This window comes from Shimwellia pseudoproteus, assembly GCF_016415625.1.
Classification (GTDB): domain Bacteria; phylum Pseudomonadota; class Gammaproteobacteria; order Enterobacterales; family Enterobacteriaceae; genus Shimwellia; species Shimwellia pseudoproteus.
Window position 1 is genome coordinate 64578 of the sequence record NZ_WBXP01000018.1, and the last position, 13904, is coordinate 78481.

General features: G+C 52.6%; 14 protein-coding genes, 1 tRNA gene and 3 pseudogenes. 7 read left to right on the forward strand and 11 right to left on the reverse strand.

Features of this window, described 5'->3' with window-relative positions; all coding sequences use genetic code 11:
- Positions 1-26: 26 nt before the first annotated feature.
- Together ompA and sulA are read right to left on the reverse strand one after the other, a co-directional pair.
- Positions 27-1097, reverse strand: coding sequence for a porin OmpA (gene ompA, locus F9C28_RS10165; protein ID WP_199015106.1), 1071 nt, complete (start codon positions 1095-1097; stop codon positions 27-29).
- Positions 1098-1455: 358 nt separating this feature from the next.
- Entirely contained in the window at positions 1456-1968 is a 513-nt protein-coding gene (sulA, locus tag F9C28_RS10170) for an SOS-induced cell division inhibitor SulA (protein WP_199015108.1), read from the reverse strand.
- A 217-nt stretch (positions 1969-2185) separates the two neighbouring features.
- Between sulA and F9C28_RS10175 the strand changes: the two genes are divergently transcribed.
- The gene (locus F9C28_RS10175) at positions 2186-2815 is read left to right on the forward strand and encodes a TfoX/Sxy family DNA transformation protein (protein WP_199015110.1); all 630 of its coding nucleotides are present in this window, start codon (positions 2186-2188) and stop codon (positions 2813-2815) included.
- On the opposite strand, the gene yccS is transcribed toward F9C28_RS10175, so the two are convergent.
- Together yccS and F9C28_RS10185 are read right to left on the reverse strand one after the other, a co-directional pair.
- Positions 2805-4931, reverse strand: a complete 2127-nt coding sequence (gene yccS / locus F9C28_RS10180) for a YccS family putative transporter (protein ID WP_199015111.1) — start codon at positions 4929-4931, stop codon at positions 2805-2807. The two genes, F9C28_RS10175 and yccS, sit on opposite strands and share 11 nt — an antisense overlap.
- 25 nt (positions 4932-4956) lie before the next feature.
- Positions 4957-5403, reverse strand: coding sequence for a YccF domain-containing protein (locus F9C28_RS10185; protein ID WP_199015113.1), 447 nt, complete (start codon positions 5401-5403; stop codon positions 4957-4959).
- Between the two features lie 124 nt (positions 5404-5527).
- Here F9C28_RS10185 and helD point away from each other — a divergent pair, with 124 nt between their 5' ends.
- Positions 5528-7582, forward strand: coding sequence for a DNA helicase IV (helD, locus tag F9C28_RS10190; protein WP_199015115.1), 2055 nt, complete (start codon positions 5528-5530; stop codon positions 7580-7582).
- On the opposite strand, the gene mgsA is transcribed toward helD, so the two are convergent.
- Both mgsA and F9C28_RS10200 read right to left on the reverse strand, forming a co-directional pair.
- Positions 7583-8041, reverse strand: coding sequence for a methylglyoxal synthase (mgsA, locus tag F9C28_RS10195; protein WP_199015116.1), 459 nt, complete (start codon positions 8039-8041; stop codon positions 7583-7585).
- Between the two features lie 118 nt (positions 8042-8159).
- The gene (locus tag F9C28_RS10200) at positions 8160-8726 is read right to left on the reverse strand and encodes a DUF2057 family protein (RefSeq protein WP_199015118.1); all 567 of its coding nucleotides are present in this window, start codon (positions 8724-8726) and stop codon (positions 8160-8162) included.
- 165 nt (positions 8727-8891) lie between these two features.
- Between F9C28_RS10200 and F9C28_RS10205 the strand changes: the two genes are divergently transcribed.
- The gene (locus tag F9C28_RS10205) at positions 8892-9308 is read left to right on the forward strand and encodes a CoA-binding protein (protein WP_199015120.1); all 417 of its coding nucleotides are present in this window, start codon (positions 8892-8894) and stop codon (positions 9306-9308) included.
- A gap of 42 nt (positions 9309-9350) precedes the next feature.
- Here F9C28_RS10205 and hspQ read toward each other — a convergent pair whose 3' ends face one another.
- Both hspQ and rlmI read right to left on the reverse strand, forming a co-directional pair.
- The gene (hspQ, locus tag F9C28_RS10210; protein ID WP_199015122.1) at positions 9351-9668 is read right to left on the reverse strand and encodes a heat shock protein HspQ; all 318 of its coding nucleotides are present in this window, start codon (positions 9666-9668) and stop codon (positions 9351-9353) included.
- 60 nt (positions 9669-9728) lie between these two features.
- Positions 9729-10919, reverse strand: a complete 1191-nt coding sequence (rlmI, locus tag F9C28_RS10215; protein WP_199015124.1) for a 23S rRNA (cytosine(1962)-C(5))-methyltransferase RlmI — start codon at positions 10917-10919, stop codon at positions 9729-9731.
- Between the two features lie 95 nt (positions 10920-11014).
- On the opposite strand from rlmI, the gene yccX reads away from it, so the two are divergent.
- Positions 11015-11296, forward strand: a complete 282-nt coding sequence (gene yccX, locus F9C28_RS10220; RefSeq protein ID WP_199015126.1) for an acylphosphatase — start codon at positions 11015-11017, stop codon at positions 11294-11296.
- Here the strand turns inward: yccX and tusE are convergent.
- Together tusE and yccA are read right to left on the reverse strand one after the other, a co-directional pair.
- Positions 11293-11622, reverse strand: coding sequence for a sulfurtransferase TusE (gene tusE / locus F9C28_RS10225; protein ID WP_199015128.1), 330 nt, complete (start codon positions 11620-11622; stop codon positions 11293-11295). The two genes, yccX and tusE, sit on opposite strands and share 4 nt — an antisense overlap.
- Before the next feature lie 132 nt (positions 11623-11754).
- Positions 11755-12414 carry an FtsH protease modulator YccA gene (gene yccA / locus F9C28_RS10230; RefSeq protein WP_199015130.1) on the reverse strand — a complete coding sequence of 220 codons (660 nt, stop codon included), beginning with the start codon at positions 12412-12414 and terminating at the stop codon, positions 11755-11757.
- Positions 12415-12758: 344 nt separating this feature from the next.
- Between yccA and F9C28_RS10235 the strand changes: the two genes are divergently transcribed.
- Positions 12759-12846, forward strand: a tRNA-Ser gene (locus tag F9C28_RS10235).
- 83 nt (positions 12847-12929) lie between these two features.
- Here the strand turns inward: F9C28_RS10235 and F9C28_RS20110 are convergent.
- Positions 12930-13118, reverse strand: a pseudogene (locus F9C28_RS20110) (tyrosine-type recombinase/integrase); the annotation flags it as partial.
- A 119-nt stretch (positions 13119-13237) separates the two neighbouring features.
- Between F9C28_RS20110 and rz1 the strand changes: the two are divergent.
- Together rz1 and F9C28_RS20385 are read left to right on the forward strand one after the other, a co-directional pair.
- Positions 13238-13309 (forward strand): annotated as a pseudogene (gene rz1 / locus F9C28_RS20465) (lysis system o-spanin lipoprotein Rz1); the annotation flags it as partial.
- A 340-nt stretch (positions 13310-13649) separates the two neighbouring features.
- A pseudogene (locus F9C28_RS20385) lies at positions 13650-13775 on the forward strand (TonB family protein); the annotation flags it as partial.
- Positions 13776-13904: the final 129 nt, after the last annotated feature.

The window sequence follows — 13904 nt, forward strand, 5'->3', positions numbered from 1 at the left end:
CGGGGTTTTTTATCACGATTGTAAACTTAAGCCTGAGGCTGAGTTACAACGTCTTTAACGCCTTTAACTTCGATCTCTACACGACGATCCGGTGCCAGGCAGTCGATCAGAGCAGCACGCTGTTTCACGTTGTCACAGGTGTTGCCGGTAACCGGGTTAGATTCACCCTGGCCCTGAGCAGTGATTTTGCCTGCCGGGATACCTTTAGATACCAGGTAATCAACAACGGACTGAGCACGCTGCTGGGACAGACGCTGGTTGTAAGCGTCAGAACCGATACGGTCGGTGTAACCCAGAACAACAACTGCGCCGTCTTTCGGATCCAGGTTGCTCAGCTGGCTGTACAGCTGATCCAGTGCCTGCTGACCTTCCGGTTTCAGGGTGGATTTGTTGAAGTTGAACAGCACGTCAGACTTCAGAGTGAAGTGTTTGGTCTGTACTTCAGGTGCCGGAGCCGGAGCCGGAGCTACGATCGGCGCAGCTTCGTCCTGACCGAAACGGTAGGAAACACCAACGCTCAGCATGCCGTTGTCCGGACGAGTACCAACGGTACCGGCGTCACCGATGTTGTTGATCCACTGGTATTCCAGACGGGTAGCGATAGACGGAGTCCATGCGTATTCAACACCACCTGCGAATACCGGAGATACGCCGGTATCGTGGTTGCTACGATGGTCGCCAGTTTCGCGGTTCTGGTTTTTAGCGTCTGCACGCCATACCATACCACCCAGACGGGTGTAGATATCCAGATCGTCATAGATCGGGTAGCTGATTTTAGCAGTCAGCTGAACGCCCTGAGATTTGAATGCGCCGTTAACCTGGTCGCCTTTATAAGCCATACGACCTAACCAGTCGTAGCCCATTTCGAAACCGAGGTACGGGTTAACCTGATAACCACCGAACGCACCAGCGCCCAGCTGGCTTTCGTGGGTAGAACCGTTGTTGTTCTCGTAGCCATTGCCGTAGAAACCGGTGTCATGATACTGAGACCAACCCAGTTTACCACCTGCGTACCAGGTATTATCTTTAGGAGCGGCCTGCGCTACAGTAGCGAAGCCAGCCAGAGCCACTGCAATTGCGATAGCTGTCTTTTTCATTTTTTGCGCCTCGTTATCATCCAAAATGCCCACAGGCTTTAAAGCATTTTAAAGCCGGCGGTTAAATCCTTCACCAGAGAGGCATCCATTTGTAACTGTGCTGATTGTTTCAGCTTATGATGAACACCCCAGGTACGGTAAAGTCTACAACGTCGTGAAAAACTTACAAGTGTGAAGTCGGTCAGGTATATGAATAAAAGCGATCAGTTTTTACAATTCCCAACATTTTTGTTGCTTTTTTGGCCTCACAAAAAGGGGTGATATCACGGCTAAACCCTGCTGTTGTGGGGTTTTCTGCTTCTTAACAATCAGTTGACGGTAACGTAAAAAAAAGGTCAGGACAAATCTGAAAATTTACTTAATGATACAATCCAGAATGAATTTTTAGAGAATATTGTGGTCCTGATTTCGTAATGTGCCCTGGCGTGGGTCTCATAATCAGTCCGATAGCGTTCCCTTGCTCAGCCGCTTCTGTTAATTTTTGGTGATCATACGCTGATAATTCACAGGGAAGCCACCCTACCACGACGCTGTAATTGCCGGTGCGTAACGCCTTAACCATCGAGTTTACCATGATGGAGGGGTCCATCTGGCTCACCTGCATCACTTTGGAAAGCGGTAAACCCGCATCCTGCACCCAATTACGGCTGAGCTTTTGCCGGGGCGTTAACCATAACTGCCAGCGGGACTGTTGCCCCAGCTGCTGCAAAAGTGGAAGTAACAGTAACTGTGTTAAGCCAGGCTGACCTTCATTATAGACAACTTCACTGATTAACCCCTGACATGTATTGTGCCCACGAGCTGTTTCCTCTGAAACAGTCAGAGAGGCAGGGCGCGTGTTTTTGGCGATGTGCTGAGCAAGTGAATGCATAATCGGTTCATCCTTACGGTGTACTGTATGGATATACAGTAATGCTGGTCAGGGTAAAGATCAACCTGAATTTCTGAAACTGACTCGCAAATTCTTTCGGTACCTTACCGGATCATAAAATTGTGATTGCCCCTGATGATCAAGTTGCTTAACGTGCATATAACGGATCCGTTAATAGAATGATTTCTTCTTATCTATTAATTAATAAGGATTTTATATGAAAAAAGCATCCCTCGAGAGGATCAGAACATCCCGGGATCATTTATCGGGTTTAGGCGAAATAAAATACCGGGCGCTGTTTGGCGGCTACAGTCTGTCAGTCGATAACACAGTCTTTGCGATGGTCGCTGAAGGTGAGCTTTACCTGCGTGCCTGCGAGGAAGCCGCGACCTATTTTGATAACAAGCCACCGGCGATGCTGTCGGTGCATAAACGTGGCCGCCCGGTTGCCTTACAGTATTACCACGTCGATGACAGCCTGTGGCGGGATCGGCGCAGGCTGTTGCTGTTATCCCGGGAGGCACTGCGCAATGCCCAGCAGGAAAAGCAGCACCGTCGCGCAGCGGTACGGCTTAAAGATCTACCCAATTTGTCTTTGCGGATTGAGATGCTCTTACAGGAGGTGGGGGTGGAGGATGTCAACACGTTGTACCACCTGGGCGCGCGGGTATGCTGGATGAGGCTGCGCGCTGAGCATCAATTCATCGGCATCAATATTTTGTATGCCCTGGAAGGGGCCATTAACGGTGTCCACGTGGCGGCGCTCCCGGCGGACCGCCGCCGGGAGCTACAGGAGTGGTGGCTTGCGCAACAACACGATCACCCCGGCAGCCAGCCTACAGGTTAGCCTGTTCCCGCAACCGGGTAATTTCAGGTAGCAGGGCGATCATTAATCCAATCTGCTGAATGACCAGGGGCTCTTTTGTCTCGCTGTTGGGCTGGCACTCGCGGAGCCGCTCTGACAGCCCATGAAAAGCCTGGTTCACCCGTTCTTCATCCACTGGCCGCTGGTGCAGGGCGTCGTCAACATAGCAGACGGCATCATCGAGCAGGTTAAGAATATTCGGGCGGGTGAGCTTTTCCCGGTGGGCGCCAAGGGCGGAGATGTAACTGTTAAACGTGTGATTCAGGCACAGTAAACGGAAGGCATTCTCCCGATCTTGCAGTGTCAGCCCTGGCTCAGAAGACATATTAGACACTACCGAGGCGAAGTCGGCATCGCTGTTGTGGGCATCACGGCGGGCAATGCGATAAGCCAGGCGATTATCCCGGCCCTGATGGTATTGCTCCAGAATGGCATCCAGATAGCGGCAGTTTGCATCCAGGGCCCGGGCCACCACCCGCGGCAACTGGCGGAATTTCCAGTCGGGCCAGATAAAGCTCACCGCCGCCCAGGCAATCGCACAGCCCAGTAAAGTATCAATTACCCGGGGCAGGGCCACTTCAAAACCCTCGCCAAGCAGGTTAAAACAGAGCAGTACCAGTAGGGTGATGAACATGGTGGCATGGGCATACTGTACGTTGCGGAACGCAAAAAACAGTACCCCGGTAATGACGATAAGCAGCAGTTGCCCTTCAACGGAAGGCACCAGCCACAATACCGGCAACCCAATTGCGACCCCCACCAGCGTGCCAATAATACGCAGCGCCAGGCGGTGGCGCGTGGCGTTATAGTTGGGCTGGCACACAAACAAACTGGTCAACAAGATCCAGTAACCGTGCTGCATACCGGTAATCTGAATAAAAGCATAGCCAACACTCAGGACCACGGACATGCGAATGGCGTGGCGGAACAGGGCCGATTCCGGGCTAACGTTGCGGCTCAGCCGCAGCCAGATATCACTCAGGCTGTGCAGGTCGTCATCCGCAAGGGTATTTTCCGTGCCCCCTGCGGGGGCGGCCAGCGCCTGTTCAGATTCCACTGTCGCCAGTTGGGCATCAATTGCGCGCAGGTTGGTGACCAGATAGCGGATCGCATTCATGTCACTCTCGCTCAGCCCACAGTCGTTTAACCGGGCAATTGCTGCCTCAAGGTGGGTGAAGGCGCGTTCAAACCAGGGATCATGCTGGTAGGGCTGGCGCAGCAGAACCGATTGCGATAATTGCTGGCAGGCGAGTGCCTGGGTGGAGAGCAGCCGCTGAAAGCGAAACATAATATCGCTGTGGCGGAGCTTTTCACGGAGTGCCTGGTACTCCATGTGTGAGGAGCTGGCGCGTTCATGGATATCCTGGGCCAAAAAATAGTAATGCAGGGTGCGCCGGGTACCGCGTTGCCCCCGATCACCGCGCAGCCGGGTCAGCAACGAGGTTTTGGTCTGGTTCAGGATGGCGACCAGTTGCCCATTGGCCAGCGCCAGCTCCAGTAGCGGCGCCTGGCTTTCATTTTCGATATCCGGATCGAAGAGGCGTGATTTTAGCTCCAGATAGCGTGCCAGTTGTTGATAACAGCGAGCCAGATTGTCCTGCAGCGGGCGGATGGGGAAGAGCACATGCCCCACCAGGGTTAGCAGGTTATACCAGACGGCCCCGGCCAGTAGCAGCATCGGCTGTTGATACCAGTGCTGGTAGAGGGATATCCCCAGCATGGTGTAGATGGCAATCAGCAAAGCACCGAAGGCGATGGTGGCGTAACGCTGCCCCAGGGCGCCAAGCAGAATAAAGCTACAGGTGGACAGCATCAGCCCGATGGCAAAAAACCACGGATAGGGGAAGAGCAGTTCAACAGACGCCGAGGCGATAAAAAAACAGCACAGCGTGATCAGCAGATTGCGTAATCTGCCGGTCAAGCGATCATCGAGATCGGCCAGTGCCGCAGCGACCACGCCTAAGGTTAGCGGGATAGTGAGCTTGACCTCACCAAGGTACCAGGGCAAGCCCGCGGTGCCGCTCAGGGCAAATAAAATACGAAAGTTATACAACCATGCACTTTTCCAGGTATACCGGCGTAATCGTGGGCTAAGCATTAACAGCAATATCCTTTAAGCAAACTTATTGAAAACGGCGACGGGCGTTAGCTTCTCTGGCTGCCCGGGCGGTCTCAACCGGTACAACCCGGCGTCCTACTGGCCACAGCGCGATGGCGGCAATTTTAAAATTCGCGATCCCGACCGGAATACCAATAATCGTCAGGCACTGGGTGATACCGGCAGCGATATGCAGCAGACAGAGCCACCAGCCAAAAAAGATCAGCCACAAAATATTCAGCAGTGTACCGCCGGTGTTAAGCAAGACGCTTTTATTGCCCGGTTCCAGTTCGTCGACATGTATTGCTTCGTTGCCGTAGGGAACAAGGGATAATTTGGTTATCTCCCAGCAGGAGCGGGTGAGCGGCAGGGTAAAAATACAAATGATGCTTACCACCGTTGCCAGTAGCCATGAGAGTGTGGTTAAAAAACCGCCAAGGACAAAGTTGAGAATGTTCAGAACAGTACGCATAATCACCCCGATTAGTGCTGACAAATAAATACGCCCACCAGTGTATCGTGTTTTTACCCTGGAGCGTGATTTCTCAGACAGTTAAACTACCGCCATTTCTGGCCTACCGGAATCTGATAACGTCATGGAACTAAAAGCGACAGCGCTGGGTAAGCATCTGGCACAACATCCCTATGACCGGGTGAAGTTGCTTACTGCGGGGGTAGAGGTGTCCGGTGATCGCCATCAGTATCTGATCCCGTTTAACCAGCTAATCGATATTCACTGTAAGCGCGGCCTGGTGTGGGGCGAGCTGGAGTTTGAGCTGCCGGACCACAAAGTCGTGCGTTTGCACGGTACCGAATGGGGTGACACACAGCGCTTTTATCAGCACGTTTTGACCAGTTGGCAACGCTGGAGCCAGGAAATGGCTGAAATTACTGCCGGGGTGCTTAACCAGCAGGCTGACCTAATTACTCGAATTGATCAGGGCGATAAATGGCTTAAGCGCCAGGATATCTCTGGGCTACAAACCCAAATCCGCGAGGCGCTGAGCGCGCTGCCGTTGCCCCATACCCGGATTGAGCAGTTCGATATCTGCCAGCCAGCCTGGTCTTTATGTCTGGCCTGGCTGCATCACGGTGAATCCCAGCGCCAGTTGGTTAACCAGCGCTATGCCCAAAAAATGTTGCACGATTGCCAGGATTTCTTCCAGTCAGTGGAAAGCAGCCCGCTGAACCCCTCCCAGGCTCAGGCGGTGGTCAACGGTGAGGCGGCTACCCTGGTGCTGGCCGGGGCAGGTAGCGGTAAAACATCGGTGCTGGTGGCGCGTGCCGGATGGCTGTTGGCCCGCGGCGAGGCTCAGCCTGATCAAATACTGATGCTGGCCTTTGGGCGTAAAGCCGCCGATGAGATGGATGAGCGTATCCGCCAGCGGCTCAACACCGATGACATTAGCTCCCGCACCTTTCATGCGCTGGCGCTGTATATCCTGCAACAGTCTGGCCGGAAGGCACCGCAAATCAGCCAATTAGAATCGGACCCTGGCGCACGCCAGGCATTGCTTATTGAGACCTGGCGCCGGCAATGCAGTGAAAAAAAAGCCCAGGCCAAAGGCTGGCGGCAGTGGATCACCGAAGAGCTGGGCTGGACCATTGCGGAACAGGACTACTGGCTGGATGACAAACTTAGCCAGCGCCTGGCGTCACGACTTGACCGCTGGCTCGGCCTGTTACGTATGCACGGCGGCTCTCAGGCCAATATGGTGGCCCAGTGCCCGGAAGCCTTGCGTGAGCAATTTCAGAAGCGATTAAAGCTGATGGCACCGCTGTTGAAAGCCTGGAAAACCGCGTTGAAACAGGAAGATGCCGTCGACTTTTCCGGTTTGATTCATCAGGCGGTGAATGTGCTGGATAAAGGGCGGTTTGTCAGCCCGTGGAAGCATATCCTGATCGATGAATTCCAGGATATCTCTCCCCAGCGGGCGTCATTGATTGCCGCACTACGCCGCCAGAATACCCATACCACCTTGTTTGCGGTGGGGGATGACTGGCAGTCTGTTTACCGATTCAGCGGTGCCGATCTTGATTTAACCACCCGGTTTAATCAGGTCTTTGGTGAGGGAGACTGTTGCGCACTGGATACCACGTATCGCTTTAACAGCCGGATTGGCGAGGTGGCGAATCAATTGATCCAGCAAAACCCGAACCAGTTGAAAAAACCGCTGAACAGCCTGACAAAAGGCGATAAAAAAGCAGTTACTTTGCTGCCTGATGATCAGCTCGAGCCGCTACTGGATAAGATGAGTGGCTATGTCACCGGGGATGAGCGCATCCTGGTGCTGGCCCGTTATCATTATCTTCGCCCGGCTATTCTGGCCAGGGCCGGAACCCGCTGGCCGACGCTGCATATTGATTTTATGACCATGCATGCCAGCAAAGGGCAGCAGGCTGATCATGTCATTGTGCTGGGGCTCAAAGCAGGGAGCGACGGCTTTCCGGCCAGCGGAAGAGAGTCGATCATTGAACAGGCGATGTTGCCGCAGCCGGAGGATTTTCCCGATGCGGAAGAGCGGCGATTGTTATATGTGGCTATTACCCGGGCGCGCCAGCGCAGCTGGCTGTTATTTGATAAAAATGCCCCAGGTCCTTTTGTAGATGCATTAAAGCACCTGGGGGTGACGGTTGCCAGAAAACCGTGATTACTTCAGGCGTTCGTCAAGATAGCGCTGGTAATCCGGGATCAAAATATCGATTTTTTGCTCAAAATGCGGGGATTCGATAATCAGATCTGCGGTCGCAAGGTTTGTGGCTACCGGGATGTTCCAGACGGTAGCCAGGCGCAGTAAGGCTTTAACGTCTGGATCGTGTGGTACCGCGTTGAGCGGATCCCAGAGGAAAATCAGAATATCAATCTTCCCTTCTGCGATCATTGAACCTACTTGCTGATCCCCGCCCATTGGGCCACTGAGCATGGCATTAATGTTCAGGCCCGTGGCGCGCTGGATCAGATTACCGGTTGTGCCTGTGGCGTACAGTGTGTGCCGGGAGAGAATATCCTTGTGGATCTCAACCCATTTCATCAGTGCATCTTTGCAGTGATCGTGCGCGACCAGGGCGATATGTTTATGGGGCGCCAGTGTGCGCGTTGTCAGTTCCATGTTGCCTGCCTGAGTGTAAACAATAAGATGGCCAACAGCTTACTGGAAGTGACTTGTGCTGCAAATCGGACATATCAAAAAATACCGTGGCGCGGCTAAAATTTTGCTGTTACGGGGATTACTGCACAACCTGGCGGAGACGATCCGGCCTGAGCCATGAGAAACGGCCCCCCTGAGTGGCCGGTGCGCTGGATTGGGTAAAGCGGGGCAAGGCGGCTTTTTGCCCGGATAAGTTATATTCACGGGTAAGTTGTTCGTAGTTAATTTTGTTTGCCGGCAGTGCGCTATCAACGTGCAGGACATCGCTGATTACCGGCAGTACCTGGCCGTGCTCATTGCGCAGAGTAATAAGCGGGTGGGTATCAAAAAATTTGGCATCTTCGACATTGTTGATCGCCGGGGGCTGAATCGTGACATGGCGCGTGGCCTCGGTACTGAAGGTGATAATCAGCGGTGCAGAAAGATAGTGCAGAGGAATATCTCCCCGGGGTATCGATTTCTCTACCTGTAAGACTATCTGGTGTACACCGGTATTAAGTTCGATCTGCTCCGCCCCTCTGACCAGTGATGATGACACCCGTTTACCGTCCAGCACCAGAAGTGCAATGTCCCCGGGAAGGTGCAACGTGGTGGCACTGGCCGCAGCACTGAGCAGCAAAAAGGCGAGGGTAAGGCAGTACTTCATAATGGCTCCGATCGGTTCTGTCGTTGTTCATCCGTGACGCATTATTTGCGATGCACCATTAACATATAGACATATTTCGAGAAATATTCTCTATCTTATCGTTTCACCACCCCGACTGGCAGTGTTATATCTGTTCTGTGCTACTGATAAAAACCAGGAGAAACAATGAACGACAGCCTCATCGCAGACATTTTAAGTTCCACCCAGACGATTGCGCTGGTGGGGGCGAGTGATAAGCCCGATCGGCCCAGCTACCGGGTGATGGCTTTTTTGCTGGACCACGGCTACCGCGTGATCCCCGTTTCACCGAAGGTTGCCGGGAAAACCCTCCTTGGCCAGCCGGGCTACGCCACCCTGGCAGAGGTACCGGAGCGCATTGATATGGTGGATGTGTTCCGTAATTCTGCGGCTGCACTGGAAGTGGCCCGTGAGGCCATTGCCGTGGGGGCGAAAACCCTGTGGTTGCAGCTGGGCGTGATTAATCATGAGGCCGAAACACTGGCGCACCAGGCGGGGTTGCAGGTGGTGATGGACCGCTGTCCGGCGATAGAAATTCCGCGGCTGGGGATCGTGCGCGATTAAAAAACCCGGCAGGGCCGGGTTTGTAGGGGATAGCATTGGTTGTTAGTTACGTAACCGCGGTGCCTGCAACTGCTGGCGGATTGACGCCGCCAGCTCATCCATTGACGGTTGCTCAGGGTGTTCCTGGGGAATTTCGCCGCTGAGCTGCGCTTCCGCAAGGTAGGTATGCACTGCCTGACCATCGTCGTCTTCCATCACTACGTGGTACCACGGTAACGCCCGCAGCTCTGCATTAACGGCCAAATCGTCTGCTGTGGGTTCATCAAGTGAGTATTCCGGGTCAATATCGACCACCACGCCAAGATAGCCCAACAGAGAGTGCCGGACTTGCTGGCCAATGCCGAATTTGCTGGCAATCATAGTCACCTCCCGGGGATTGTTACTTAGCACTGATATGCGGGTAACTTTCCTCATTTCAAGTTACATGACGCGACAGGCAAACCCCTTCAGATAAAGTCCTTCCGGATAGGTTGCGATGACCGGATGGTCCGCAGCCTGGCGGAACTGCTCTATAAATTGTATATCACAGTGGGCATCCAGTGCCGCATCGGCAACAATTTTCTGGAATAAATCGGTCGTCATCAATCCAGAACAGGAGAATGTCAGCAAAATCCCACCTGGGTTAAGCAATTGCAGCGCCAGCATATTGATGTCTTTGTAGCCACGGCAGGCACCGGCCAGCTGGTTTTTATTTTCCACAAATTTCGGTGGATCCATCACAATGACGTCAAATTTTTCACCATTGTCACGGTATTTACGCAGCAGCTTGAAAACATCATCCCGCATAAACTCTGCTTTGCTTACGTCCAGGCCATTGAGCTCAACATTACGCCGGGCAATATCAAGGGCCTCCTGAGAAGTATCGACGCTGACAACCTGGCTGCAGTTACCCATCAGTGCTGAAACCGCGAAACCGCCCGTGTAGGAAAAGCAGTTAAGTACGCGCTTGCCTGCCACATAGCGGCGAGTGGCATAGCGGCTGTCCCGCTGGTCCAGATAGTAGCCGGTTTTATGGCCGCGCTGGATATCGACCAGCAGTTTCATGCCGTGCTCTTCAATGGGCAGCAGGTCAGGAGGAAGCTCACCGGACACCGGCCCCTGGAACAGTTCAAGACCTTCTTTTTTACGCACCGCAACATCTGAGCGATCATAGATGCTGCATTCGGGGTACAGTTGTTGCAGGGCGCTGATCAGGGCCGGGCGCTGGTATTCTGCACCGGCGGACAACAACTGGAGTACCAGAAAATTGCCAAAGCGATCAATGGTGATCCCCGGTAAGCCGTCAGATTCGCCGGCGATCAGGCGATAGCTGTCCAGGCCATCCCGCTCAGCGACAAGAGTACGCCAGCTCTGGGCGCGCTGCAGGCGGTTGACGAAAAATTCGATATCAATATTTTCTGCAGGATCAAACGTCCAGACGCGGGCTCTGATTTGTGAGGCCGGGGACCAGGCAGCACGGGCCAGCCATTTCCCCTGATGGTCGACGATGTCGATGGTTTCACCGAGGGTGGCTTTACCTTCTACCCGCGCAACGGCGCCGGAGAAAACCCACGGGTGATGGCGGAGTAATGATTTTTCACGGCCTTTGGCTAACACTAAACGTACGGTCATAATTTGCTATGCTGCTCAATAAGAGAAAACTGGCGCTATTCTCGCGACTCCGGCATGGAAATGCAACGCGGCGCGCAAGACAATGGAGGTGTTGAATGTCTACAGTTTGTACAATTTGCTGGGTTTATGGCCGGGTGCAGGGGGTTGGCTTCCGTTATAGCACGCAGCAACAGGCGATAAAACTTGGGCTAACCGGTTATGCCCGGAACCTGGACGACGGCAGTGTTGAGGTGCTGGTCTGCGGGCCTGGTGTATCTGTAGCGCAGTTGATCAGCTGGCTAAAGGCCGGTGGTCCGCGTAACGCCAGGGTTGATAAGGTGGTTACCGAGCCGCACCAACCCGGGCGTGAATGGACGGATTTCGGGATCCGTTATTAAATGCATTTTACCGGTTTGGGCAGCCCGGCAATTTTGGTTGCCTGTTTTGCCGGGCCTTTAGGAAACAGGCGGTACAGATAGCGGCTGTTTCCTTTCTCTTCGCCAAATTTATTCGCCATGGCTTTTACCAGCATACGAATGGCCGGGGAGGTATTGAACTCCAGATAGAATTCACGCACGAAACGCACCACTTCCCAGTGCTCTGGCGTGAGGACAATATTTTCCCTGCAGGCGATGGCTTCGGCGAGGCCTTCGCTCCACTCTGCGCTGTTCTTCAGGTAGCCTTCGCTATCTGTTTCAAACACGTTACCTTCGAACGTTAACATATCGATTCCGCTGACAGACTTAAAACGCCCGGCAGTGTAGCAAAATTTTACGTAGGCAAAAATCGCGGGCAAAAATAAAGCCCCGCACGTTAAGGGGCGGGGCTTCGTTATGTGGGTCAGTTCAGGCGCGGATTAGTCGCGGCTTGCAAACCCCAGGATGCTAAGTAGGCTGACGAAAATATTGTACAGGGAGACATAAAGGCTCACTGTAGCGCGGATATAGTTGGTTTCACCGCCGCGGATAATGTTGCTGGTTTCAAACAGGATGGCTCCTGAGGAAATCAGAATAAAGACCGCGCTGATTGCCAGGTGCAGAGCCGGCAACTGCAAGAAAATATTGGCGACCATCCCGATCAGTACCACAACGATACCGGCCATCAGCATACCGCCCAGGAAAGACATATCTTTCTTGGTTGTCAGCACATAAGCAGAACAGCAGAAAAATACCAGCGCCGTGCCCCCCAGAGCCATGGCAATGACATCACCCATGCCCGCAGAGAGATAAGCATTCAGCATCGGCCCGAGGATGTAGCCCAGGAAGCCAGTAAATGCGAAGGCGGCGAGGATGCCTGTCGGTTTGTTTGCCAGGCGATAAGTCAGAAACATCAGGCCATACATTCCGACCAGGGTCAGGATCAGGCCGGGTGCCGGCAGCGCAAATACGGTGCTGGCGGTTGCTGTTAGCGCAGAAAATGCCAGTGTCAAACTAAGCAGGAAATAGGTATTACGCAGAACTTTGTGCGTACTCAGTAGCGATGTACGGTCGCGTGAAGATGTAATAATGCGATCCATAAATAACTCTCTCTAATTACAGGTGTTGTTAGGGTATGAGAATAGAAAAGCCCCGTGCAAGGGGGAAGGTCTTTTACCCATCTTTACTCAGCACAGATTGTATCAACAAAAGCATCTGTTGGTGCGGGTCTATTACTTTTATGCACCTATCTGCCGGTGTCATGACACAGGGCCGTTCCTGCGGCTCAACGCGTTTTCTTCTGTCTATTGGCCTGCTAACGCTGAACAATTGAGCATATTGGCTTATTATTCGGCAAAAAAACAACAATAGTCTATTTTTCAGGCGATTGAACAAAATCATGCTTTACAGCAGACCGAGGGATGTATATAGTTCGCCTCATTCCGGAAGCGTGGCCGAGTGGTTGAAGGCACCGGTCTTGAAAACCGGCGACCCGAAAGGGTTCTAGAGTTCGAATCTCTACGCTTCCGCCATATAAAAGAAGGGGTTACCGAAAGGTAACCCCTTTTTACTTTGGGCTCGCAGAACGTTCGTAGAATAAGACCGTTTCCCGGCATCACCTTTTTGACCTGATGGGGGGCTTATCCAGGGTAGGAGAGACCGTCGTTTTTCGGTCATAAATCAACACCTGACTCTCCGTTTTATGCTTACTAAACAGCTGTTTATCGCGACTTCTTCCCTCGTATTCGGAAATCCGCTTCGCTTTGAGAGCGTGAAACGTGCAACCCAGGATATATCCCCGCTTTATTGAGGTTTTCTGTCACGCATCTTCCCGGTGATGGCTAAAGCCCCTTTTACCGAAGCGGCTGCAGCTCAACGCCGCCTGTCCCCGTAACGTGCCCAGTCCCACCAGCGCCTGCTGCGTGGATGATGCTTCCTCCGCCGAATTCACTCCAGACGCTGGACAGAATGATTTCCGTCTCAGAGAGTAATTAACCATTTCTGAAAAGCAAATTCTTGGATTGCAGGACTACATCAATAAACAGAGCCTGAATTGACATCCTCCCCGTCTTTCAGGGCGGGGAGGATGTCAAAGAAACAATTAGATGAGAGGAGTGCCTATCATTGACATGCATTCTTAACTATTAAAGAAAAACTTGTCTTGATAATATTGATTCTCATTCACAACGCTGGTGTGGTTATGAAAAAAGGATTTATCAGTACGTTATGCCTCTGCAGCATGCTTCTCGGTTGCGCCAGCCCCGAGAACAGTTCACATCCCAAACTGTTATAATCATCAATACCGGCATATCCATATTATGCAAGGGCTAACAAGATTGATGGGGAAGTAAAGGTCAGATATAACGTAGGTGTTGATGGGCGAATATCAAAGATATGGATACTGAAATCTGAACCTCAACATCTTTTTGACTCAGAAGTTATTCGGGCAATGTCGACATGGCGGTATGAAACCAACAAACCGAGTCAGGGACTAAGGAAGGTGCGAATAAGCAGGTCATTTCTTCCCAAGCTGACTCGCTGATTAAAATTTCGCGGATCTGGGCCGATTTTTTTCCCGCAAACACATCGA

Bases quoted from the DNA above. Each gene is read 5' to 3' on its own strand.
- ompA (WP_199015106.1), bottom strand. From the start codon at position 1,097: ATGAAAAAGACAGCTATCGCAATTGCAGTGGCTCTGGCTGGCTTCGCT.
- sulA (WP_199015108.1), bottom strand. From the start codon at position 1,968: ATGCATTCACTTGCTCAGCACATCGCCAAAAACACGCGCCCTGCCTCT.
- F9C28_RS10175 (WP_199015110.1), top strand. From the start codon at position 2,186: ATGAAAAAAGCATCCCTCGAGAGGATCAGAACATCCCGGGATCATTTA.
- yccS (WP_199015111.1), bottom strand. From the start codon at position 4,931: ATGCTTAGCCCACGATTACGCCGGTATACCTGGAAAAGTGCATGGTTG.
- F9C28_RS10185 (WP_199015113.1), bottom strand. From the start codon at position 5,403: ATGCGTACTGTTCTGAACATTCTCAACTTTGTCCTTGGCGGTTTTTTA.
- helD (WP_199015115.1), top strand. From the start codon at position 5,528: ATGGAACTAAAAGCGACAGCGCTGGGTAAGCATCTGGCACAACATCCC.
- mgsA (WP_199015116.1), bottom strand. From the start codon at position 8,041: ATGGAACTGACAACGCGCACACTGGCGCCCCATAAACATATCGCCCTG.
- F9C28_RS10200 (WP_199015118.1), bottom strand. From the start codon at position 8,726: ATGAAGTACTGCCTTACCCTCGCCTTTTTGCTGCTCAGTGCTGCGGCC.
- F9C28_RS10205 (WP_199015120.1), top strand. From the start codon at position 8,892: ATGAACGACAGCCTCATCGCAGACATTTTAAGTTCCACCCAGACGATT.
- hspQ (WP_199015122.1), bottom strand. From the start codon at position 9,668: ATGATTGCCAGCAAATTCGGCATTGGCCAGCAAGTCCGGCACTCTCTG.
- rlmI (WP_199015124.1), bottom strand. From the start codon at position 10,919: ATGACCGTACGTTTAGTGTTAGCCAAAGGCCGTGAAAAATCATTACTC.
- yccX (WP_199015126.1), top strand. From the start codon at position 11,015: ATGTCTACAGTTTGTACAATTTGCTGGGTTTATGGCCGGGTGCAGGGG.
- tusE (WP_199015128.1), bottom strand. From the start codon at position 11,622: ATGTTAACGTTCGAAGGTAACGTGTTTGAAACAGATAGCGAAGGCTAC.
- yccA (WP_199015130.1), bottom strand. From the start codon at position 12,414: ATGGATCGCATTATTACATCTTCACGCGACCGTACATCGCTACTGAGT.